This is a genomic window from Moorena sp. SIO3I6 (assembly GCF_010672095.1).
In genome coordinates this window covers 1-22,453 of the sequence record NZ_JAAHHU010000081.1, presented here as the reverse complement: position 1 = coordinate 22,453, position 22,453 = coordinate 1, and the positions used below count along the sequence as shown (strand labels likewise).

Here is a 22,453-nt window from a genome sequence, read left to right as displayed (position 1 = left end):
CTAACGCACCCTACGCCTGCTATTAAAAGCGATCGCATTCAATAGACCTAATAACCTTCAACCTACTAACCTTCAACCTTCAACATTCTGCCTTCAACCATCCAAATCCCCTTCCATCACAGCAGCGATCGCATGTTGAGCATTATCCTGGAATTCCTTAAAATTCACTTTACCCAGGAACCAAATTGCCACTATCATCCCTGCGGATTGGAGAGCAAACACGACACCATAAGCCAAGACTGGGGTAGAAAAAATGGCTCTACCTATATCAAGGATCACACCACCGCTGGCTACTGCTATGCCTCGTGCCATGGCTTGCGCTAATCCCCACGCCCCCACAAAGGTGCCAGCCGCTTCTGCTGCGGTTAGGTCTAACATCAAACTCAGAGCCCCTGTGGTAGCGATACCAGTAGATAAACCAAATAAGAGTAAGGTTCCCTGGAATAGCTGAGCATTTCTGGTAAATCCTGACATAATAATCAAGATAAAGCAGATAGATACCGCTAGACAGCCTAATTGAGTGGTTTTGCGCTTACCTAAATTGGGAATTAGGAAAAAGCCAGTTGCGCTCAAGCTCATCAACATCCCAATCCCCCAGTAGCTATTCAGTAGAGAGGTTTGAGGAATTGACATATTAAAGACCTCTCCCCCATAGGGTTCTAGCACTGCTTCCTGGAGAAATAGGCTGATGGTCATGATCACCAAAAAGGTGAAAAACAGGCCAGTTTGGGGACTAGCCGTTAATAGTTTTAGGGATTGGCCCAAGGTAATCTGGTCTTCGCGATTCGCTAGGATAGAACGGGAAGAATAGCGCGAGTATTTTTTCTCGATTCCAAAGGTGGCTAATACCGCTAGCCCGAACACCATTAAGGGTACGAAGAAAAACAGCCCAGTAATTGATGACCGCAATACTTCCAGGGATGTATCAATATTATCTAATCCCTTCAGCAAAATTGTGCTACTGATGCCGCCAATGGCAATACCTACAGTCATCATTGACCAGATAATACCGATTAATTTGCCACGGTTGTCTTCATCAGAAATATCCACTAATAAGGTAAAAAAGGTAGTGGAACTCATACTCACAGCCATACCGTAGAGAGCAAAAATTAGAGCCCCAAGAGCGACCCAACTATAGGCTGGAATTGACCATGTCCAACTTCCAGCCCCTTCGACGAGATTGCCCAATTGCCAGGTGATTTGTACCGCTAAGGATAGGATAATCATAAATAACCCGCTTCCCATCCAGACGTAACCAGTACGGTGATATCCAAAGACGGGTTTAGTATCCGAGAGCTGACCAAACCATACCCTGGCTGGGGCAATAAACAGCGAAATGGCTAGAAGGCTCCCGGTAATTGAGGCTGGAATACCTAGCTCGTCGATCATCACTCGGTTGAGCACTCCTAGGGTCAGCACTGCCAAGATCCCTAATCCCATCTGGAATAGACCAAGCCGGAACATGGTGAATAGATTAATCTTGGGAAGTGTTTGGTGCTTTGCTGAGGAGGGAGGCTCAGACTTAACTACATTACTGGTTTTCATCGGTAGAGTTTTACTTTAGTGTGGGGAAACAGAGGGAATCGGGAATCGGGAATCGGGAATCGGGAATCGGGAATCGGGAATCGGGAATCGGGAATCGGGAATCGGGAATAGTAGGAAAGAGATCCGAGGATTGTTTGGTGTTATGACAAATTAGCATTGGGTTTCATGATCAATTTGGATATGTTATAGGTAAATCCTATAGCGAAATGGCTGAGATCAAATCCCTAAATGGCTTAGCTTGATGGGCTCGATAAATGTGATTGGCCTACGGCCACGCTACGGGAATGGCCACGCTACGCGAACGCTCTAGACTTCCGATTCCCGATTCCCGACTCCCGATTCCCGATTCCCGATTCCCGATTCCCGACTCCCGACTCCCGACTCCCGACTCCCGACTCCCGACTGCCGACTCCCAATTCCCGATTCCCGATTCCCGAACCAAATATAAAAAACCTACCCCTGTGAGCTCCGTGGAATGGGCATCTTGCCCGTTTCCTCCTTATTTTCGCGCGGGCAGGATGCCCACTCTACTCCTAACCCTCTCAACATCTCAAGGCATCCATTCCAACCCAATCCCCACCCGACTATCCTTATTTTCGATAGAATTCTGTTTCTCAATATCCGTAGCAAGCCGCAAATTGGGAGTAAGGGCATAACCAAAGGAAAGCTTGCTTATCCCCACCTCATCACTACTGCCAATAGAAACAAAACTTTGAGTGAAGGAAATATCAGCGGCACCAGTCCTAGACAAAACCAATAGCAACCGCGCTCCCACATTTACCCCATCGGTAGAGTAACCATCAGTTTCCAAATTGCGATAACCCACCATCGGGGCAACATTAAAATAACTCCCTAAGGGCAGTACATAATACCGCAAATCTACCCCAAAGGTTTCTCGCTCACCATTAAAGGAAGCCTGATAATCTCCACTCACCGTCAAGCCAGAATTACCAATAAACACATCTTCCACTCCCACATTCACCCCTGCGGCTTGTCCATTAGAGGGAAACTGGGAGTAACCCAACCGCAACCGAGTGCGAAAACTGGGTTGATGGCGGATATCCTGCCAAACATCCGGCACCTCCTCTAGCCAACGCTGTAGCACCGGACTGCCTTCAATTATCTCTGGACTTAAATCCAACTCCTGGGCTGCTGAATTACCAGGAGGATCAGACTGGGGGGACTCTGGTAATTTCTCTGGAGTAGGCTGAGGCGGATTCCCCTGGGTTTCCTCTTGGTTGCCTGTAGTCGAGTCCGGTACTGGCACCGTTTGACTCCCAGCTCGGTAAGCAACTGTGAAGGTAAAGGTTAGTCCCAGTAATCCCGTTTTTAGATACTTAAGTCCCAAATTTTTTAACACTCAACAATAAAAAATACACTAACAGAACTGACGCACCTATACCGATAAAACTTCTGTCATTCTTGTATCATTTCCGGATCTAAGGGAGTAGGGAATAGGGAGTAGGGAGTAGGGAGTAGGGAATAGGGAATAGGGAATAGGGAGTAGGGGGAGAGGGTTTTACGGTTTGTTTTATAACGGAATAATATTCAATTTAAATGCACAACAGGTTAAGTATTAGAAACGCTATAATTACCCTTACTAAAAATCTCCCCCATCTCCCCATCTCCCCATCTCCCTATCTCCCCATCTCCCTATCTCCCCAAACTTACAGCACTTACAACCCGATTCCCGATTCCCGATTCCCGATTCCCGATTCCCGACTCCCAGGGTAAATCAAAAAAAAGTGATCCTACCTAATGTAGAATCACCACAAAAACGAAGCTAACAGTTAGCGGAGCAAACTTTAGATCATAGAACCATGTTTAGCCGTCATATCAATCGGCTTAATCAGGTACAATTTTAGGAGCTGCCAGGCATTAGACATGTAGAGTGGCAACTTCTGGAATATTTGCAAGAACTTAGGCGTATTTGAATTAGCGATCGCTCTTAGCTTATCATTATTCCGGACACAAATCTCCAGACGCTCATAAAATTCCGGATGGTCTACATCCAGAATAACTGGGAAGACCCGTCCTGAGGTGTCGTTAGTCTTCTCAATCACATGCTTATCATATTCACGAGCATCTAAACCAATGGAGGCATAAAATCCATACCGCTGAACATCATTCAGATACATAGTGGCAAACACCGACAGCAAGAAGAATCTCGACCAAAGCTTAGCCTGCCAATCATTCAGCGTATTCGGCTGAGCTCTCATGATCGCATCAAAGAAATCCCCATGACGGTTTTCATCCTGACACCAGTTTTCAAAGAAGCGGAAAATTGGATAGACCCGGTCTTCAGGATGAGCTTCTAAATGGCGATAGATAGTAATATACCGCCAATAGCCAATCTTCTCAGACAGATAGGTAGCGTAGAAAATAAACTTCGGCTGAAAGAAGGTGTACTTCTTGCTCTTAGTCAGGAATCCCAAATCCAGCTGTAGATTGAAATCTGACATAGCCTTGTTCAGGAATCCCGAATGACGTGCTTCATCACGAGACATCAGGGTAAAGCACTCTGCCAGCACAGGATTTTTATGCTTTAAGCGCCGTCCCAATTCCTTATAGAGCAAGAAACCAGAGAATTCCGCTGTACAGGAACGTTCCAGAAATTCAACAAATAACCGGCGTTTTTCCCCATCAATGTGATCCCAGGATTGATTAAACTCCTCATCCCGGACAAAATGGTGACGATTGTAATCAGCTCGAAACTCTTCCAGGATGGCTTCCAGTTCATCCTGATTAGGCGAGAGGTCCATCTTCGCCATTGCTTCAAAGTCAGTAGTGTAGAACCGGGGAGTTAGGATCGTGTCCTTCGCCGGTACCTTTATACCGGGTCGGATTTCATCAAAATCAGGTTTTTTAAGGGAATCTACCATCTTAAGCTCTTGCTTGCTTGTTATAGTTGCTTACCATTCTCGGTGGCCTGGTGTGGACAGATCCGGGTCACTCAACCCAAGCCCAAACCAATGACTAAGCATTCAGCGGTCAGTTATCAGCTATCAGCTCATGGGCTACGGGCAAACTACTTGAGGTACTATCAGGGGCTTTAAGTGTACGGGGTCTGATGAGTAAAACGAACAGGGATTTTAAACCAGCCGTAGCAGCACCCCCGATGCTTGTTTACTATCTCCCGTTGATTAGCTGACAGCTGATAGCTGAATGCTTAAACAGTATATTGCTATATATTGCTTTCTGAGTTTACCAGGGTATTGGTGATCTCAAACGCCTGTTTAGGTTAAGAGTTACAACGTAATTTAAAGTTTTATTACATTTTGCCCCTGCCGTAGCTTAAACCTGAATCCTTAAGCAAACCTGAAAGCTTAAGCAAACCTGAACGGTGAAAGCTGTTACATAACTTAACTAAAAGAATTATTTAATAAAGTTATTTAACAATCAAGTTATTACCTTTTTCGTTATCATCTTTATAGTTTTGACCTAAAAATCGGGATTGTCAAGGGGGAACCGTTGCGACTCCCCCTTTTTTTTAGGTCAATATTCAGCTATTGGCTAATAGCTAAATGCTTAGGGAATAGGGAATAGGGAATAGGGAATAGGGAAAAAATATTGTTTACATCCTTACTATTATAAAGGCTATCTACTCTAGAAGAAATGGTTGGGGGTATTGAGTATTTGTAAGCGATCGCGTAGCGTGACCATAGGTCAATCGCATTCTTTCCTTTGATCGCATTTTTTGATTGAAGCTTACGGGATTCCCAAAAATTATCAGCACTCCCTAATTTCAGTCATTCCTATCTTTTGCTAGGGGTTAAAATTTCAGAGCTATCCCCTGGCAAATCCTCAAAAATTGCGCCTCGTTCAATTAGGTCACGTTTCATCGATTCATCAATTCCTGAGTTATCTCCAAATCGGGCATTGTTCACGATAGCATGACTAAGCTTGGCATCACTAAGGTCAGCACTACTGAGGTCAGCTTCACTGAGGTCGGCATAAATCAGGTAAGTACCCCTCAGGTAGGCATTACTTAGGTTGGCACTACTGAGGTAGGCACCACTCAGGTAGGCTTCACTGAGATCCGCTTCACTGAGATCCGCTTCACTCAGGTCGGCAAAAATCAGGTTGTCATCCTTTAGATTAGCACGAATCAAGTCAGCACTACTGAGGTCAGCTTCACTGAGGTCGGCACCAATCAGGTTGGCATAACTGAGGTCAGCATCACTCAGGTCAACACCGTTTAAGTCTCGACCCACAGCTCCACGGCTAACAATCTCTTCTACTAGACGCCATTTTTGATCATCCTCTGACCTTTCCCTCAAAATTTCAATATCTTGAACAGGAAAACCGCTTAATTCGTTGATTTCTCCTGATTCTATTCGAGCTCTAAGCCGTTCGATATCCTCTGGAGAACCCTCTATAATTAATCGGATGCTGCCTGGTTTAATATCAATAATGTTTATACTGTATCCTGAATAGTCTCGTAAAATAGATTGAATAAATTTTAAATTTTAAACTGAATCTATATCCCCTTCTAAGACAATAGAAGCTTTAATTATTTTACTTTGTTTATCGATTACAGTCACTTTGCGCCTATGTGCTTGCCCTTGCTCCACCCCCTCCACCAGCTCTGAGCTACTACCATCATTTATGGTTAGGGGTTCGGATTGGTTTTCCTCTGCTATTCCCGCAATTTCTCTCCAGTCTAGTTTCAGAGCCTGGCATATCCGTTTAAAGGAATCCAGCTGAATTGGTTTAGATTGAAAAAACTTTGTTACTGTACTGCGACCTATAAGTTGTGATTTTGCTAAGTTACTTTTAGACTCAAATCCTAGCCTGATTAAAGCTTTTTCAGCTTTCTCTATACCTTTTGACGAGGCAGTAATAGTTAGTTTTTTTTTTACTTGGCTAGCTTCTTTCATAGTCTGGCGAATTTTTTATAACTATAGTAATAGCTTGAATAGTGTTTAAAAATTCAAGATAGTAAGCGATGCAGCCCTAAATGACTAAACTAAATAATTCCCTGAGCCAAAGTTCCCTATTCCCTGCAGTCAGCGCCATAACCTTTAGCGCAATCACAGCTCAGTCACAAAACAATCAAACAAAACCCAAAACATATTAGCAACTAATCCATTGTCCAGTCAAGGTTTGGGGTTTTGTCGGTAACCATTAAAAGTAGCAGTCAAGCGTAACAATTACCGAAAAAACCTATGGCTCACAAAACTCTGACAATCAAAGAAATGGTTCAAGCTGCTATTATATCCATATTACTTGGGGGGTCACTTACCCTAGCGGTAATTGATGAACAATACCGCCCCACGTTTATGGATATGGCAAAAATAGGACTTGGAGGCTATCTGGGACTGTCACTTCCTAAATCTAAAGGTAAATAAAATGATAGCGCTAGTATAGGGAACAGGATTTTTTCCCTGTTCCCTAAAATCCACAACTTGTGTACCTCACCTAATTGAGAACTGCTATAGCTGGATTATGCGATCGCTCTACACTAATTCGTTGGCATTGCTTAATAATGGAATGATTTGAAGAGTTTTGTGGAACCGGCATCTTGGTGGAACCGGCATCTTGCCGGTGATCAATATTTCACCGTGGAACCGGCATCTTGCCGGTGATCAATATTCCCAGGCAGGCAGGATGCCCACCCCACTGATATTGATCCCAAGATTTAGCAATGCCCATTTTCTGGTTTAAGCGATCGCATAAACAAAAAAAATGCGATCGCATTATTTGCTTTAAGCGATCGCGTTTTTTGGTTGATGCTATCGCATTCTTTCCTTTGATCGCATTTGTTTGCGGGAATTCCTATCTTTGGCTAGGGGTAAGACTTTCCTAGCTATCCCCTGGCACATCCTCAAACATTGCGCCTCGTTTAATTAAGTCACCCTTCATGGATTCATCAATTCCTGAGTTATCTCCGAATTGGGTATTGTCCACAATAGCACGACTGAGCTGGGCATTAGTGAGGTCAGCACTCTTGAGGTTGGCATCACTTAAGTCAGCACTACTAAAAAATGGCATTGCTGAATCAAGGAATGAATATGAGTGGGGTTGGCATCCTGCCTGCCCGGGAATTGTAACGGGCAAGATGCCCGTTCCACAAAACTCTTCAAATCATTCCATTGTTAAGCAAAGCCGAATTTAATAGTTTGATATTTTACAGACTTGAAAGTCTGGGAAAAAGCCCTTGGCCGTTGGCCACGCTACCCGGAACAGCTGATAGCTGATAGCTGATAGTTGATAGCTGATAGCTTAAAATCTACCTAAACATTAGCCAAGACTTACTAATTCCACATTAGCCACTTCTGAGCATTTAGCCGTTGTATAGTGTAATGAACCATTAGATCAAGAGTCACTTTCCGTTCATCAATCATAAAAGACTCGATCGTACTAGGGTTAACACCATTAGCCGACGCAGAGAAAGCCTTTTGTTTTTTAATATCTTCGTCTAGGAAATAAACGTTAAATTTACGTTGCCCATTTTGCCAACTACCCATTACTTGCCAACAGTCATCCATTTGACTCAAACTCGGAATCGGGATTTTCTGTTTAGCAAACGTCACATCTACATCATCAATACCTTGTTTGGCAAAAGCAGTCTTAAGGGCTGGCACATAATGTTGTTCCACAAATTCAGTAAAGGGTTTCTTTTCAATTGCTGGTGGTTTTTCTTTTTTAGCTTTTGCCTCTGTAGCAGCAGGCTTTTTAGCAGCAGGGGCCTTAGCCGCTGGTTTGTCTTCTGATTTAGCCGCAGGCTTTTTGGCCGCAGGGGCCTTAGCCTGCGGTTTCTCTGCTGATGTATCAGAAGGAGTATTGGCTTCCTCAGGGTTAGGCAAGGGTTGGGTTTCTTCCGCCATAGCTAATGTAAGTCATTATCTTTACTCTGGATAATCCTATCTTACTGGCGAAGGGCTAGACAGATAGCTCGGGAATCGGGAGTCGGGATTCGGGAATCGGGAGTCGGGAGTCGGGAGTCGGGAGTCGGGAGTCGGCAATCGGGAGTTGGGAAAAGCGGTAAATGGGGAAAATTCTGCGGACTTGAGCTAAACGCGATTGACCGTAGGTTAAGCTACGCGAACACATTTGTCAGTAGCTTTGGCGTTCCTGAATTAACTAATTAATAGGAGTAGAGTGGGCATCCTGCCCGCTCGAAAATATTGATAACTGGCAAGATGCCAGTTCCACCAAGATGCCAGTTCCACCAAGATGCCAGTTCCACCAAGATGCCAGTTCCACCAAGATGCCAGTTCCACCAAGATGCCCATTCTACAGGTGCGGTATAGCGCTTTCTACCCTAATCAGGTACACAGGATTTTTTCCCTCTTGCCTATTGCCTATTGCCTATTGCCTATTGCCTCTTGCCTCTTGCCTCTTACCTATTGCCTATTGCCTATTGCCTATTGCCTATTGCCTATTGCCTATTGCCTCTTGCCTCTTGCCTATTGCCTCTTGCCTCTTGCCTCTTGCCTGTTCCCTACTCCCTACTCCCTACTCCCTACTCCCTACTCCCTACTTCCTATATCTGGTTTTTTTCTCTTAACAGAGTAATTAACGACTAACACCTGATGGCGTAGCAAATGGCAAACCTGAAGAAATTATACTAAAGTATATGAGTACTGAAAATTAATCCTCAAAAAATTAATTATCAGATTTAATAGCATGTAAATAATGTAAGCCTTCAGCCGTCAGCATTCAGCCGTGAGCTTTTAGCTAACGCTACGCGAACAGCCTTCAGCTAACGTAACTCAGATTAAACCAATGGTTACCTGTTTTATTCAAAAGCTGATAGCACCTCAAGTAGCGTGCGCGTAGCGCTAATCGCTGTTCGCTGAATACTTACTCAATAATGCTATAGCAGTAATTGTATTATCAATAGTATTTGAATTTAGGGTGTATTAAAATAGTTGATAATCTCCCTAGGAGCCAGGGTAAATCTACTAAACCTAAACACGACTTATAAATAAATAACAACTAATCTATATGGTCTGGTCAGAGCAACAGCTGTTACATGGTGGTAAATACAAGATCGAGAAAATTCTTGGACGTGGAGCTTTTGGAATTACCTACAAAGCAGTCCATCAGTTACTTAATCAAGATGTTGTAATTAAAACACCACACGAAAGCCTGAGATTGGCTCCAGACTACCCCAACTATGGCGAAGAATTTATCAAGCAAGGACAACTGCTGGCTCAACTGTCTGCTGACCTTGAATCCCTGGTGCCGGTCAGAGACTTGTTTCAAGAAGGAGATACCTACTGCCTCGTGATGGATTTTGTGTCGGGGGAAAGTTTATGGAAGTTGGTACAACGCACAGGACCATTACCTGAAACTGATGCAGTAGCCTACATCACTCAAATTGGGTCAGCCTTGAATCTAATCCATGGAGTAGGGCTAGTGCATTTAGATATCAGCCCTCATAATATCGTGGTCAGTAACAGTGGCAAAGCCGTGTTGATTGACTTTGGCATTCCTGGGGATATACTCCGAGATAGTAATGTGTCCAGCCATATTGACAATAAACCATTTCGACCCTACGAGCTATACTACCAAGGCAGTCGTCACGCCACGGTGGATGTCTACTCTCTAGCCGCTTCACTTTACCATGCCGTAACTGGGCTAAATCCTACCGAGTCAATTTACCGCAAGTATGACGGTGAAGACCTGGTGCCACCAAACCAACTGCTTCCTAGTATTAGCGATCGCTTAAATCAAGTAATTCTCCAAGCCATGGCCTTAGAGCCAAAAGACCGTCCTCAGTCAGTGCAGGAATGGTTACAGCCCTTGACTGAAGACGATTATTTCATCTCTTTGAGTGAAGTTGATGACCTTAGTTCTGATGTAGGAGTAGATTACCGCCCATTACAGGATTTACTAATCCATAGAAAGTGGCAAGAGGCAGATCAAGAAACTCTCGCTCTTATGCTCAAAGCAGCAGGACGAGAAGAAGAAGGCTGGCTTGACATCCCAGATATCAACAAGTTTCCTTGTAAAGACCTCTATACTCTCAACACCCTCTGGGTAAAATACAGCAATGGGCGCTTTGGCTTTAGTGTACAGAAGCGAATCTGGCAGAGCATCGTCACCGAGAGTGTGCAGGTAACTCCTGGTGCCGATTATGACTATGAAACTTACTGTCGCTTTGGCGATAAACTCGGATGGCACACCAACGAAAAGTGGCTAGATTACGTTGACCTGCCCTTCACCCTCAATGCTCCCCAGGGGCATCTACCAGTCAGCTATGTCGGATTCTTTTCCGGTTGGGCATACTTCGCCTTTTTTATGGGTGGCGTATCTCTCTTCTCTCGCCTTGAGATATGTAGTATTTAGCAGTTTTTATAGCGGTTTGTAATTTGGTGAGGTACTTTCGTTCTGGATGTGAGGGAGTAGGGAGTAGGGATTAGGGAGTAGGGAGTAGGGAGTAGGGAATAGGGAACAGGGAATAGGGAAAAAAACTGTGTACCTCATTAGGTTACAAAAACTAAACAATAGTTATATAGAGTAGTTATAAACCAATTTATAGCTGCTCTATATATAGCGTTTATTGCATGTATGAGGTACAGTGAACAACCTCAAAGTCCCCCTTTTTAAGGGGTATTTAGGGGGAGCCCTTTACCTCATGGGAAACATAATTGCTATAACTATTATTTGATTAATTTTAAAAAAACCTATAAAAAACAATTATTATTTATGCTAAATTAGGCTCTAAAATTAGAGCCTGTAAATTTTATTAATATCTGATAAATGTCCACATAAATATACTTTAATAATAGTTAATTATTAATATAATTAATCCTTTTTTTTATGTTCCCTGTTCCCTGTTCCCTGTTCCCTATTCCCTACTCCCTACTCCCTAATCCCTACTCCCTATTCCCTAATTCCTAAAACTCAACACAAAAATCCCTGAAGTTATTGTATGATATCAATACAGTAAAAAGCATCAGCCATAATGACTATCGGGATTTGGGTACTAGGGGATCAACTTTGGAATGAACAATCAGCCCTAAACAGTTGTCAAAAAAACCATCAAAATACGCCAGTAATTCTGATTGAATCCCTAAGCTACGTCCAACAAAGACGTTACCACCGCCAAAAACTGGTATTCATTTGGTCAGCCATGCGGCACTTTGCTGAGGAATTACGCACCCAAGATTGGCCAGTCAGCTATAAAACAGCAGACGACTTTGAAACGCCTCTCCAAGCCTGGGTCACCAAAAATACTATTACCGAACTACGGGTAATGACGCCCAATGACCGACCCTTTGCCCAAATGATTGGCAACCTAAAACTAAATTGCCAAATTACCTTTATTCCCAACAATCATTTTCTGTGGAGCGAGTCTGATTTTAAAACCTGGGCGAAATCTCAAAAACGTCTGATTATGGAAAACTTCTATCGGGTGGGGCGCAAGCGATTTAATAGTTTGATGGCAGGAAATAAGCCAATTGGTGGGAAATGGAATTTCGATAAACAAAATCGTAAACCCCCAAAACGTAATCTAAATCCACCAGACGCCCTTTGGTTTGAACCCGACCCAATCACCCAAGACGTGATCAACTCCGTTAATGCTCAAAACTTTCCCACCTACGGAAAAACCGAACCATTCCGTTGGGCGGTCAATCGCCATCAAGCTCTTCAAGTATTAGACTTTTTCATTCACCATCGCCTACCCAATTTTGGTCCCTATCAAGATGCCATGGTCACCAACGAAGATACCATGTGGCACTCCCTAATTTCCCCTTACCTCAATATCGGCTTACTCCAACCTGAAGAAGTAATTAAAGCAGTAGAGAACGCTTATCACCAAAACCAACTCGACTTAAGCACCACAGAAGGATTTATTCGTCAAGTCCTGGGTTGGCGGGAATATATGCACGGCATTTATATCTATATGAACCCTGACTACTCCCAAAGCAATTGGTTCAACCACACCCAGCCCCTACCTGACTTTTACTGGCATGCCGAGAAAACAGACATGAACTGTTTACTCCAAATTTTGAGTCAGGTTGAACGAACCGGTTACGCCCATCACATTCAGCGACTGATGGTGTTGAGCAATTTTGCTCTAATTGTTGGAGTTTCCCCTCAATCAATAGAAGAATGGTTTCATGGAGCCTTTATTGATGCCTATGATTGGGTGATGCAAACCAATGTCATTGGCATGGGTCAATTTGCCGATGGCGGCATTCTAGCATCCAAACCTTACGCTGCATCAGCTAATTACATCAATAAAATGAGCGACTACTGCAGCAGTTGTGCTTACAATCCTCGGAAACGTACTGGGGAGGGAGCCTGTCCCTTTAATTTTTTGTACTGGGATTTTCTCTGCCGCCACCGTGACCAACTCAAGGCTCAAGGCCGCATGAGTTTAGTCTTGTCTCACATCGACAGAATCTCTGATCAAGACATACAACAAATTCGTGAAGAGGTTCTAAGGTGGCGTAGCGACAATATACCCGAACATACCACATAATTATGTTATAAGCAATTAGTCAGTGGTTATATTTTTTTTCATTGCTCTTTCTTCCTTAAGGAGTCAATTAAATAGTTAGCTAAATTTAGTTAACTAGTTTTAGTTAACTAATATATCAGGGGTCACAATCCACAGTTGCCCCATCTGTTGTCACCAGTTTTCCACCGAAGCGCGAAACTGTAAGAATTCTTATCGTTTGTCCCAACTTTCCCCCACAGATTCCCCACTGTTTCCACACAGAGCTTCAACCTTTTCCACAGTTTTCCCATAGTTTTCCACAAGCCTCAACGGTGGCATTAGGTATTCCAGTTTTACTGGGGATTTTCCCGACTTAGTATTCCGCAGCAGTTAAGACCGCAGTTTATGTAAAGTTATGTAACCAAAAAGCGCCTCAAACCCTGATTAGTTCGTATACCTTTCGGAATTTAAACAAGAGTTGTAATATTTCGCAGCATTGACAAACCCACCCCATTTCAGATGAAAATGGTGCGACCAACCTATAAAAAAATTTGCTCTAAGCTAACCTACGCCCACTAGCAGGGGTTAGCACGGACTACCCTACCCTATTTGGGGATAGTTCTGAACTAAAGCAAGGGTGGCATCAAAATTCAGTGCTTCGGTGCTAGCTTGTCTTGGCTTTCTTTTGGCCAAGGCAGTTATCTGAAGTTCTTGAAATCAGGTGGCTTTTTCCAAAAATACCTTTATATGAAGAGGTGAATATGAACGCAACTGTAAGTATCCTGGCAGAAATCCCCGAAGACCTGCACGAGTCTCTCAAGCGCTACCTAGAAACCCATCCTAGCTGGGACCAAGACCGGGTCTTCGCAGCAGCACTTTCTCTGTTTTTGCTCCAAAATGGTATTGGTAAGACCCCAGAAACATCCCAGAGTTATCGGGCTTGTGCTCGTGTCTATCTGGAATCGTTATTTCAATATCCTGCGTAGTTAATCCGGGATGGGGAAAAGTATAACGTGTTAAATATAACGTGTGACATATAACATGTAAAGTATGACGTGTCAAGTTCCGCACCCATGCCTGCACAGCTTCCCCCTATTCCCCACTCCCTTGTTATGATGTCCGGAAACATCTAGATCATAAACCGTAGGTAATGGGTTACCCATTACCCATTACCCATGACCAAAACGATTTTTGAGTATGAGCACTATCGAAACAACCGGACAGAGTATAATTCCTAAACTGATTGTGGGTTTAGGTAATCCCGAACCCAAGTACGATAACACCCGGCACAATATCGGTTTTGAAGTGGTCGATGCGATCGCACGTCGATTACAGATTGTAGGAAACGAACATCGCCGCTTTCAGGGATGGTTTGGTCAAGGAATTGGACTAAAAGGAAATAAGCTCAGCTTGCTTAAGCCTCTTACATACATGAATCGCTCTGGACAAGCAATTCGGGCGGTGACTGATTGGTACAAGCTAAAACCTGAGTCAGTCCTGATCATTTATGATGATATGGACTTACCAGTAGGGCGTTTGCGTCTACGCCTTTCCGGTTCAGCGGGAGGACACAATGGCATGAAATCCGCAATTGCCCATCTCGGTACGCAAAACTTCCCTCGCCTGCGGATTGGCATCGGCAAATCCAGTCAGAAGCCAGACACGATCTCCCACGTCCTAGGAAAATTTTCACCCCAGGAAGCCCAGTTAATGTCTGAGGTAGTCCAACTAGCAGTTGAGGCGGTTGAACTGTCTCTTAAGCAAGGTGTGGAAAAAGCAATGAGTCTCTACAATAATCGGAATCTAGCAACTATAGCAAAGGGAACAGGGAGTAGGGAGTAGGGAGTAGGGAGTAGGGAGTAGGGAAGTCGGAAGTGGAAAAAAATCCTGTGTACCTCATAGGTATGATAAACGCTATAGTTACAAGCTCTAGTTATAGCGCTACGCAATAACTCACATAATCTGATTAAGGCAGGAGATATCAGCTGAGCCAAAGTGTACACTCAAGGCAATATTCAAGTTTTCCAGAGACGGGACTAACCAGGGTACGCTGTTTCTGGTTTCGGACTCGTAGTGGTTAAACAAAATCGAAAATCGCTTTTCTAAATAGGGCTTGACTTTACGGCAGATCAATACTATCTTGATCAATAGTCCAGTGGTAATGGTGGTTCCTAGATTGGTAATCAAATCAACAAATGTATAGTGATTGGGGCGTTTAGGGCTTTCCACCACCAAAAAGTTTAACAATTGAGTACAGGTGCGCACCACCATAAATTCATTGGGCGTTTGGTAATCCCATTCAGGCAAGGTGTTTTGCAAATGAGTATACAATCGCTTGTTAAACTGTTGCTTCCCATAGGCTGGGTCAATCGAGGCAATCAAATATTCATATAAATCTTCCTTGAAGTCTTTGAAACAGGCTGTGTGCTGACTGTGGGTATGGAAGCTACGAGCAACATCTTGGTAAGTGTAAGACCCTTGCACTTTGCCAAAAAACTGCTTGAGAGCACTCGCCAACTCTCGTTCGGTCAGCAATGTGGGATTTGACACTGGTTGAATAATTCGTCTTGGACTCGTGATAGCCCGATTTCGCCTGAGATTGGCGCATCGCACCTGATAGGTTACGTACTTAGATAAATCACAATCAAAGCGCCGTTGAACCATAGCTTGAACTTGCCGGACAGTTTGCTGATATTCCTGAGAGCTGTCTTCACTGAGTAAGCAATGTTCATATAAGTAGGGGTACCGCTGAATCAAGTTTGCCACTGGCTTAGAACCATTAGAGTATTGAGGTGTATCATTCATTACTATAGACAGACGTTGCAAGGTTAGATATTGCTCTGTTCTTTTGAACATCTGCATTAGTTGCCGCAGGCGTCTAGGAGCCCGAGAGTGAACCCTCAAAGGAGACGGCACATGATCAAACAGAGCTACCAATTCTTGGACTGCTCTTCTGGTGTTTGGTTTCAGATGCCAGTGATTGATCAGAATATGGCAGCAGCGATTGACCACAAATCGGAACTCTGTCGGAGCCCGCTTATCCATTACTATCTTTTCCAAGGCCAACCAGATTTCAAAATCTTCGTATCCCACTCCATCCAGGAAGAGCCTTTGGAAGCGTTCAATTGATTGCTTTGGTGATTCTACCCTTACCCACTGGAGTAAGTGATTGTAGACTTGCTGCTCTGGCAAGCTAATATGTCGAATTTCCGATTCTTTAGAGTCTCTCCAGGTGGTCACTTTAGGTAGCTCTCCTAGGTGCTAAAGCTAGGGCTCATCAATGGTGGTTGGCTTGAGAAGATGAAAATTCAACTTTGAGTGGCTTAGCTAACACAAAGAGAGTTCGGTGTATCACAATATATCTACGGTGGTAGATATATTCTAATGATCACCTAAACTTTAGGTGACCTCTTCTAGTATTAGTATATCTTCATCTTCTTTAGAGTCTCTCCAGGTGGTCACTTTAGGTAGCTCTCCTAGGTGCTAAAGCTAGGGCTCATCAATGGTGGTTGGCTTCAGAAGATGAAAATTCAACTTTGAGCGGCTTAGCTAACACAAAGAGAGTTCGGTGTATCACAATATATCTACGGTGGTAGATATATTCTAATGATCACCTAAACTTTAGGTGACCTCTTCTAGTATTAGTATATCTTCATTTACTCTTTACCTAATTGTGCCAATGAGTGGAAATTGTGAAAATTAAGTAAAAACCATGTGAAAGTTATTGGCTGACCAGGAAAATAGAGCGTTTAGAGAAAACAGCACAATTAGGACACTGGGGGAACAAGAAATTTATGGTGTGTCGGCTTCTTGTAGGAAAATTAGTTGACATTCTCGCCGCCAAGACCGTAGACATTCCAGAAAAAATCCTGGAAAAGTCATTCACTGGCATTACCACTGATACCCGTCACCTTGAGCCGGGTCAACTATTTTTAGCGCTGCGGGGTGAAAAGTTTGATGGTCATGATTATGCAGCTCTGGCTGTAGAGAAGGGGGCATTAACGGTCATTGCTGAGGCGACTAAAGTTACCCAACTCGAAGGTTTGCCGCTGATTCAGGTAGAAAATACTCTCAAAGCCTACCAGCAAATTGCTCGGTGGTGGCGTGACCAGTTTGAGATTCCGGTGATTGCTGTCACTGGTTCTGTAGGCAAAACTACCACTAAGGAGCTAATCGCAGCAGTTTTGTCTACTAAAGGAACTGTACTCAAAACCCAGGCCAATTACAACAATGAAATTGGTGTACCCAAAACCTTGCTGGAGTTGGCACCAGACCATGACTATGCTGTAATCGAGATGGCAATGCGTGGTTCAGGACAGATTGCTGAATTGACCGAGATAGCCAACCCCACGGCGGGGGTGATTACTAATGTGGGTACAGCTCATATTGGTCTGTTGGGTTCTACTGAAGCGATCGCAAAAGCCAAGTGTGAGTTATTAGCACATATGTCCAACAAGGGTGTAGCGGTTCTCAATCACGACAATCAACGCCTAATTGATACCGCAGCTGAGGTTTGGCAAGGGCAAACCATAACCTATGGTTTAGAGGGTGGTGATGTCCAAGGAGAGTTGATTGCACCGGAAATCCTGAAAGTAGAGGGCATGGAGTTTCCTATCCCCCTCCCAGGTCGCCACAATGCCCTGAACTATGTAGGGGCCCTAGCCATTGGGAAATTATTGGGGGTGGATTGGGAAACCCTCAGGAATGGTTTAGAGGTTGAGCTACCGGCAGGGCGATCCCAGCGTTATGAGTTACCTAACGATGTAGTGATTCTTGATGAAACCTACAATGCTGGAGTTGAATCTATGGTAGCTGCCCTAGAAATGCTGGCTCAGACTCCTGGCAAACGCCATATAGCAGTACTTGGGGCGATGAAGGAATTGGGAACCAAATCCGGTGAACTTCATCAGCAAGTGGGTCAAAAGGTTGAGCAACTCAATCTAGATGGCTTGCGGATTTTGGTGGATGAAAGTGAGCCAGAAGCGGAAGCGATCGCAACCGGTGTTACTTCGGTGCCAGTTGAGTGTTTCTGTGACTCTAATCCTCTAGTGGAACATCTACTGGGGTTTGTCCAACCTGGGGATCGTCTATTGTTTAAAGCCTCCCATTCCGTGGGTCTCGATCAAGTAGTCAAGCAGTTTAAAGCCGGATTTTCCAAGGAAGATTGATCTCAAGCCAACAAATCTGGGCTTATCCCCAGATTTGTGATAGTTTACCCGTGAAAACTTGCTCAGCTGGCCCAGTCATGTAAACTCGCTGATCGGTTTCGGACCATTCAATGTCGAGACAACCACCAGGAAGCTCCACGGTACAAATGCGATCGCTTTTCTCAGTTAACACACCAGCCACCACAGACGCACAAGCCCCCGTGCCACAGGCGAGAGTTGCCCCAGCACCCCGCTCCCAAACCCGCATCTTGAGATAATCGGGACGCACCACTTGGATAAATTCTGTATTGGTTCGTTGGGGGAAAACTGAGTGATGCTCAAACAGTGGACCAATGGTTTCCAGAGGTATGGCATCGGCATCCTCCACAAAGGTAATACAGTGAGGATTCCCCATACTGACACAGGTAACCTCCCATAATTTGTCTGCTATTTCCATGGGGGTATTGATCACCTTTTGGTCAGCCTCTGCCAAAACAGTGGGAATTTGAGCTGCACTAAGCTGGGGCATCCCCATATCCACCCTGACTTTACCATCGCCCTTGAGTTCAGGAATGATCACCCCAGCCAGGGTATGGATCCGATAGTGGGTTTTGTGATTATCCCCCTCTAAATCAGCCAGAAACTTTCCTAAACAGCGAATCCCATTACCACACATCTCTGGTTCAGAACCATCAGAGTTGAAAATCCGCATCGTATAGTCAGTACCGTCTTGTCCTGGCAGGGCAAAAATAACACCATCTGCACCGATTCCAAAATTGCGATCGCATAGCTGCAGTGCTTGCTCTGAGGTTATTCTGGGTTCCAGGTCATCCCGATTATCAATCAGAATAAAGTCATTCCCAAGTCCATGGTACTTTGTAAACTCCATAGTAAACTCCCTATTAATCGGCTCTGGTGCTATGGTAATTCTTTTGCAGCCTTTTGTTTAAGTTTCGCGAATTTTCCTCGATTTAGCTACCGACTGATTAAAATACTTTTTCTGATTATGCTGCCCAAAACGCCAAAAACCCTCCTGGCCAAGTATGATTGGTTATGATTGGTAGGGTTCCCACGCATTCCACGATTTTTTGTGATTATGGCCCAATTCGATACCGGCTTGCCCAGTATTAGTCAAATTCAAGGCTATATCAAAGACCAACAACTCCTAGAGCTAAAACTTCTTACCGGGGATTCCTTCAGGGGGAAGTTGTGCTGGCAAGATCAAAACTGCCTGTGTCTGATCACTCAAGATCAGCAGACCATCATGATCCCTCATCATGCGATCGCTTATCTAAAGCCACAAGCAGCTCAAGGCTAAAGCTTTAAGGCTCAAGGCTCAAGACTGTTCTTTGAATGCATTCTGCATTCTGAATTCTGCATTCTGAATTCTTCATTCTGAATTCTTCATTTTTGATTTACAACTTATAGCTTAGTCCAGTCAGTAACAAGATAGTTGCGATAATACAGCCCAAGCATCCCAGGGCAAGATTAGTCATATTTGATTGACTTGCTGATGCTAGGGCTGTATTTAGATCCGGTGAAGTTAGACGTTCATAGTTTTTTATTGCCACATTCGCTTCTGGTAAAGAAGATATCAGACTACCGATAAAATAATGTAATCCCACAAAAACTGCTGAGCCCAACCACTGACTTAATACTGAACTATATAGTTCAGTATAGGCCAAGAATAAGGCATTTAAAACATAACATAATACCGTCAGGGATATAGTCCCTAAAAAAAACTTCCACCAGTTTGACTCAAAATCTTCCTCAGTGATATCTTCAAATAATCCTGGGCGCTTCTTTTTCAAGTTATTTTCAAAATACACAAATATCCCAATCCCAATTATACAGATCAACACTCCGATTAATAACCAGTGCCATGTTCTTAATGGGATGTCTTCTGATAAATAATTAAACTGAAAGCCTCCGGTTAGGCACCAATAGGCTATACTGGCAAATCCAAACATACTTAAGGACATAATTGAATGCCAAATTACCAACTTTTTTTCACGATTGATTAGAGTCATGAGATTTAATATCTTATTGAAATCCCTCTTAAAAAACCACTTAACTAAAACAAATAATGGAGCAACAAAAAACATAAGATAAATGTTTGCAAAATTTGAGCCTAGTGGGGTAGCTATCCCTCCTAGCCTACCTAATCCCAGTGAGACAAGCATTAAAAGTAACTCAGGATTGTTGGTACTTGAGTTAATCACCAAGGTGCGTTGCTCGCGCCCTAAATAGTCACCAGCAAGACCCGCTGCACAGCTGACCATCAAGTCAGTGGTGTAGGGAATTAACCAAAAGCAAAATGTTACGGCTGTAATTAAAGAAATCACCAGGAATGGGATTTCACCAATGAAGTCATGGAGCTTGATGATCCAACTGTCCATTAATTTAAACCTCGACTTAGTTTGGCAATCGTGAGTTACCCTTAAAAAAAACTATTTCATAGTTTGGGATTGATTGATATAGAGAATCCATCCACCGAGTTAGCCTAACCGTTAGTGTGATAGACTATCCACCTTAGTTAGATGTCCTTTTATGATGGCACCTGACTCAATCTTCTTTGGTCCCGTTCATCTGCAAACTAGATGGAATTGGAAACACACTGGGCTAAATGATAGTCTATGCCCCAGTAGCTAAAGAATAAAAATCTATAGTCGCGCTTTGTATAAGTCAGTGAAATCACTATCCTCTCATGGCTCACTATCAGGGCTAGAGCACTATTCTCCTTCTAGTCCCACCCCACTTCTGAGTGCAAAGCACCTTGCCAAACGCCTGATTACAACGACAGCAATAGCCCTGGCATCGGGTTTTGTAGCCCTGTGCCAACCAGTGCAAGCTTTACAGGTACAAGTTCAACCAGAAAATCCCCAGTTAGGCGATACTTTGTCAGTGGTAATTCAAACCGAAACAGTTGGTTCACCACCAACCGTTTCTATGGGTCAAAAGACCTATCCTACCTTTGCGACAGGGACAAATCGTTATCGCGCTTTAGTACCCACTACCCCATTAGATAAACCAGGAAAATTGGTTTTACGAGTGGCTGGTGATGGTAAAGTTAACAACATAGCTGTACCACTTCAGAATCGGTCTTTCCCTGTCCAACGCATCTGGCTGTCTGGCAAAGCCTCTGCCCCAGCAACCCAATTTGAATTAAATCGGGTTGCCCAGTTTAAAAAATTATTGACCCCAGAAAAATTCTGGAATGGTAAATTCTATAGACCCAACAATGCTCGTGTCTCCAGTGTTTTCGGTGTTCGTCGCTACTACAACGGTGTCTATGCTAAAAACTACTACCATCGTGGTGTTGACTATGCCGGTCGCTTCGGTTCACCAGTAGTAGCACCAGCAGCAGGAAGGATAGCACTAGTGGGACGAGAGTCTGAAGGTTTCCGGGTTCATGGGAACACCGTAGGGATTAACCATGGTCAAGGGGTACTCAGTATCATGCTGCACTTGAGCGAAATTAAAGTTAAAGAGGGGGATTTTGTTCAAGCTGGCCAGGTCATTGGTACCATTGGTTCTACAGGTGCTTCCACTGGTCCTCATCTACATTGGGGTCTCTATGTTCACGGTAAGTCGGTTGACCCAGTACCCTGGAGATGGGAAGGTATCAATTGACCTGACCCTAGCCCATCACTTAGCTAAACCGCGAGAAGCCCCGCACTTTACCTTCATTGGGTAAGTGTCGTATGGGAAGCGCGGGGCAAGGGTCGGAACGTCGAAATGCCAATGGGCTATACTAGGGACAGTAGGGGAAACAAATTAAGAGCTAACCGCCACCTACTAGCTAAACATAGAACGAGTTGTATTGTTCCGGCGCGGAGGGGCATCCCGGAGACGAAACCGATAGATAGGGTCGCCTTAATCAATAAGATTTAACCTTTTTACCCATAGCCGACAACCATAAAGGCGACCCTATCCTTACGGTAACTTCTGACCGTGTCGTTAATAAAGTAACCCGTGTAACCGTTCGCGCAGCGTCGGCGAAAGCCGATATCGTTGGATGGTGTTGGTAAGAAGCCCACGCTGTACCGCGCTTGTCAGCGTCGGGAGTATGTCACCTGGATCACCTATACTATAACTAAGCCAGCACATTTGCTATCATAGATAAATCTAAACATCAAGGGTAAAGGGCTAGCCACTGTTGACGATTTTCTCCAAATATCTTGCAGTATCTCCAAAAATATGTTAGACTTTGATTAGTTTTATAGTGTCATTGAAAACATTCTGGTTCCTTGAATTGAAGCCGAAAACCAAAGCAAACCATGATAGTGGTTGCGTTTTCTATTAAACACAGATTTATGCGCCTTGAGCGGAACAAAACCTATCTTGGCCTTGGGAGATA

The 22,453-nt window shown here is 43.9% G+C and carries 27 protein-coding genes and 1 pseudogene; 12 read left to right on the top strand and 16 right to left on the bottom strand.

Features of this window, described 5'->3' with window-relative positions:
* Positions 1-93 precede the first annotated feature (93 nt).
* Both F6K49_RS21815 and F6K49_RS21810 read right to left on the bottom strand, forming a co-directional pair.
* Positions 94-1,545: a BCD family MFS transporter gene (locus tag F6K49_RS21815; protein ID WP_293100011.1), complete on the bottom strand. Its 1,452-nt coding sequence runs from the start codon at positions 1,543-1,545 to the stop codon at positions 94-96.
* A gap of 10 nt (positions 1,546-1,555) precedes the next feature.
* Positions 1,556-1,702: a hypothetical protein gene (locus F6K49_RS21810; RefSeq protein WP_293019651.1), complete on the bottom strand. Its 147-nt coding sequence runs from the start codon at positions 1,700-1,702 to the stop codon at positions 1,556-1,558.
* Positions 1,703-1,805: 103 nt separating this feature from the next.
* On the opposite strand from F6K49_RS21810, the gene F6K49_RS21805 reads away from it, so the two are divergent.
* Complete coding sequence (locus F6K49_RS21805; RefSeq protein WP_293100008.1) at positions 1,806-2,201, top strand: hypothetical protein; 396 nt, start codon at positions 1,806-1,808, stop codon at positions 2,199-2,201.
* Here F6K49_RS21805 and F6K49_RS21800 read toward each other — a convergent pair.
* Positions 2,096-2,905 (bottom strand): hypothetical protein, encoded by an 810-nt coding sequence (locus F6K49_RS21800; protein ID WP_293100005.1) that lies wholly within the window; start codon positions 2,903-2,905, stop codon positions 2,096-2,098. The two genes, F6K49_RS21805 and F6K49_RS21800, sit on opposite strands and share 106 nt — an antisense overlap.
* Before the next feature lie 197 nt (positions 2,906-3,102).
* Between F6K49_RS21800 and F6K49_RS21795 the strand changes: the two genes are divergently transcribed.
* Positions 3,103-3,279, top strand: coding sequence for a hypothetical protein (locus F6K49_RS21795; RefSeq protein WP_158069405.1), 177 nt, complete (start codon positions 3,103-3,105; stop codon positions 3,277-3,279).
* A gap of 71 nt (positions 3,280-3,350) precedes the next feature.
* Here the strand turns inward: F6K49_RS21795 and acsF are convergent, their stop codons facing one another.
* The 4 genes and pseudogenes from acsF to F6K49_RS21780 all read right to left on the bottom strand — a co-directional run bounded on the left by acsF (position 3,351) and on the right by F6K49_RS21780 (position 6,425).
* Positions 3,351-4,427: a magnesium-protoporphyrin IX monomethyl ester (oxidative) cyclase gene (gene acsF / locus F6K49_RS21790; RefSeq protein WP_293100002.1), complete on the bottom strand. Its 1,077-nt coding sequence runs from the start codon at positions 4,425-4,427 to the stop codon at positions 3,351-3,353.
* A gap of 873 nt (positions 4,428-5,300) precedes the next feature.
* Positions 5,301-5,825, bottom strand: a complete 525-nt coding sequence (locus F6K49_RS21785) for a pentapeptide repeat-containing protein (protein ID WP_293099999.1) — start codon at positions 5,823-5,825, stop codon at positions 5,301-5,303.
* 12 nt (positions 5,826-5,837) lie between these two features.
* Positions 5,838-6,002 (bottom strand): annotated as a pseudogene (locus F6K49_RS53510) (hypothetical protein); the annotation flags it as partial.
* 12 nt (positions 6,003-6,014) lie between these two features.
* Positions 6,015-6,425, bottom strand: a complete 411-nt coding sequence (locus tag F6K49_RS21780; RefSeq protein WP_293099996.1) for a hypothetical protein — start codon at positions 6,423-6,425, stop codon at positions 6,015-6,017.
* A 288-nt stretch (positions 6,426-6,713) separates the two neighbouring features.
* Here F6K49_RS21780 and F6K49_RS21775 point away from each other — a divergent pair, with 288 nt between their 5' ends.
* Both F6K49_RS21775 and F6K49_RS21770 read left to right on the top strand, forming a co-directional pair.
* Positions 6,714-6,896 carry a hypothetical protein gene (locus F6K49_RS21775; protein WP_293099993.1) on the top strand — a complete coding sequence of 61 codons (183 nt, stop codon included), beginning with the start codon at positions 6,714-6,716 and terminating at the stop codon, positions 6,894-6,896.
* Positions 6,897-7,192: 296 nt separating this feature from the next.
* A complete protein-coding gene (locus F6K49_RS21770) occupies positions 7,193-7,354 on the top strand; it encodes a hypothetical protein (protein ID WP_293099990.1) in 162 nt (53 codons plus the stop codon).
* Here F6K49_RS21770 and F6K49_RS21765 read toward each other — a convergent pair.
* From F6K49_RS21765 to F6K49_RS21750, 4 genes are all read right to left on the bottom strand, one after another.
* Positions 7,351-7,539, bottom strand: coding sequence for a pentapeptide repeat-containing protein (locus F6K49_RS21765; RefSeq protein WP_293099987.1), 189 nt, complete (start codon positions 7,537-7,539; stop codon positions 7,351-7,353). The two genes, F6K49_RS21770 and F6K49_RS21765, sit on opposite strands and share 4 nt — an antisense overlap.
* Before the next feature lie 263 nt (positions 7,540-7,802).
* Positions 7,803-8,375, bottom strand: coding sequence for a DUF2996 domain-containing protein (locus F6K49_RS21760; protein ID WP_293099984.1), 573 nt, complete (start codon positions 8,373-8,375; stop codon positions 7,803-7,805).
* A 55-nt stretch (positions 8,376-8,430) separates the two neighbouring features.
* Complete coding sequence (locus F6K49_RS21755; RefSeq protein ID WP_293099981.1) at positions 8,431-8,601, bottom strand: hypothetical protein; 171 nt, start codon at positions 8,599-8,601, stop codon at positions 8,431-8,433.
* Positions 8,602-8,627: 26 nt separating this feature from the next.
* On the bottom strand, positions 8,628-8,771 hold the full coding sequence (locus tag F6K49_RS21750) for a hypothetical protein (protein ID WP_293019630.1): 144 nt from the start codon (positions 8,769-8,771) through the stop codon (positions 8,628-8,630).
* 4 nt (positions 8,772-8,775) lie between these two features.
* Between F6K49_RS21750 and F6K49_RS21745 the strand changes: the two genes are divergently transcribed.
* Both F6K49_RS21745 and F6K49_RS21740 read left to right on the top strand, forming a co-directional pair.
* On the top strand, positions 8,776-9,066 hold the full coding sequence (locus tag F6K49_RS21745) for a hypothetical protein (protein ID WP_293099978.1): 291 nt from the start codon (positions 8,776-8,778) through the stop codon (positions 9,064-9,066).
* Positions 9,067-9,498: 432 nt separating this feature from the next.
* Entirely contained in the window at positions 9,499-10,845 is a 1,347-nt protein-coding gene (locus F6K49_RS21740) for a serine/threonine-protein kinase (RefSeq protein WP_293099975.1), read from the top strand.
* A gap of 6 nt (positions 10,846-10,851) precedes the next feature.
* Here F6K49_RS21740 and F6K49_RS21735 read toward each other — a convergent pair whose 3' ends face one another.
* On the bottom strand, positions 10,852-10,983 hold the full coding sequence (locus F6K49_RS21735; RefSeq protein ID WP_293019624.1) for a hypothetical protein: 132 nt from the start codon (positions 10,981-10,983) through the stop codon (positions 10,852-10,854).
* Between the two features lie 481 nt (positions 10,984-11,464).
* Between F6K49_RS21735 and F6K49_RS21730 the strand changes: the two genes are divergently transcribed.
* The 3 genes from F6K49_RS21730 to pth all read left to right on the top strand — a co-directional run bounded on the left by F6K49_RS21730 (position 11,465) and on the right by pth (position 14,788).
* Positions 11,465-12,988 (top strand): cryptochrome/photolyase family protein, encoded by a 1,524-nt coding sequence (locus F6K49_RS21730; RefSeq protein WP_293099972.1) that lies wholly within the window; start codon positions 11,465-11,467, stop codon positions 12,986-12,988.
* Between the two features lie 719 nt (positions 12,989-13,707).
* Positions 13,708-13,932: a DUF2811 domain-containing protein gene (locus tag F6K49_RS21725; protein WP_070391159.1), complete on the top strand. Its 225-nt coding sequence runs from the start codon at positions 13,708-13,710 to the stop codon at positions 13,930-13,932.
* A 211-nt stretch (positions 13,933-14,143) separates the two neighbouring features.
* Entirely contained in the window at positions 14,144-14,788 is a 645-nt protein-coding gene (pth, locus tag F6K49_RS21720) for an aminoacyl-tRNA hydrolase (protein WP_293019618.1), read from the top strand.
* Between the two features lie 111 nt (positions 14,789-14,899).
* Here the strand turns inward: pth and F6K49_RS21715 are convergent, their stop codons facing one another.
* Positions 14,900-16,186, bottom strand: coding sequence for a hypothetical protein (locus tag F6K49_RS21715; RefSeq protein ID WP_293019616.1), 1,287 nt, complete (start codon positions 16,184-16,186; stop codon positions 14,900-14,902).
* A gap of 554 nt (positions 16,187-16,740) precedes the next feature.
* Between F6K49_RS21715 and murF the strand changes: the two genes are divergently transcribed.
* Positions 16,741-18,114: a UDP-N-acetylmuramoyl-tripeptide--D-alanyl-D-alanine ligase gene (murF, locus tag F6K49_RS21710; protein ID WP_293019614.1), complete on the top strand. Its 1,374-nt coding sequence runs from the start codon at positions 16,741-16,743 to the stop codon at positions 18,112-18,114.
* Positions 18,115-18,136: 22 nt separating this feature from the next.
* On the opposite strand, the gene dapF is transcribed toward murF, so the two are convergent.
* Positions 18,137-18,982, bottom strand: a complete 846-nt coding sequence (gene dapF / locus F6K49_RS21705; protein ID WP_293019612.1) for a diaminopimelate epimerase — start codon at positions 18,980-18,982, stop codon at positions 18,137-18,139.
* A 207-nt stretch (positions 18,983-19,189) separates the two neighbouring features.
* On the opposite strand from dapF, the gene F6K49_RS21700 reads away from it, so the two are divergent.
* Positions 19,190-19,411: an RNA-binding protein hfq gene (locus F6K49_RS21700; protein ID WP_293019611.1), complete on the top strand. Its 222-nt coding sequence runs from the start codon at positions 19,190-19,192 to the stop codon at positions 19,409-19,411.
* Between the two features lie 97 nt (positions 19,412-19,508).
* Here the strand turns inward: F6K49_RS21700 and F6K49_RS21695 are convergent, their stop codons facing one another.
* Positions 19,509-20,375 carry a hypothetical protein gene (locus tag F6K49_RS21695; RefSeq protein WP_293099969.1) on the bottom strand — a complete coding sequence of 289 codons (867 nt, stop codon included), beginning with the start codon at positions 20,373-20,375 and terminating at the stop codon, positions 19,509-19,511.
* 406 nt (positions 20,376-20,781) lie between these two features.
* Here F6K49_RS21695 and F6K49_RS21690 point away from each other — a divergent pair, with 406 nt between their 5' ends.
* Positions 20,782-21,726, top strand: a complete 945-nt coding sequence (locus tag F6K49_RS21690; RefSeq protein WP_293019608.1) for a M23 family metallopeptidase — start codon at positions 20,782-20,784, stop codon at positions 21,724-21,726.
* 266 nt (positions 21,727-21,992) lie between these two features.
* On the opposite strand, the gene F6K49_RS21685 is transcribed toward F6K49_RS21690, so the two are convergent.
* Positions 21,993-22,133, bottom strand: a complete 141-nt coding sequence (locus tag F6K49_RS21685) for a hypothetical protein (protein WP_293019606.1) — start codon at positions 22,131-22,133, stop codon at positions 21,993-21,995.
* Positions 22,134-22,453 lie beyond the last annotated feature (320 nt).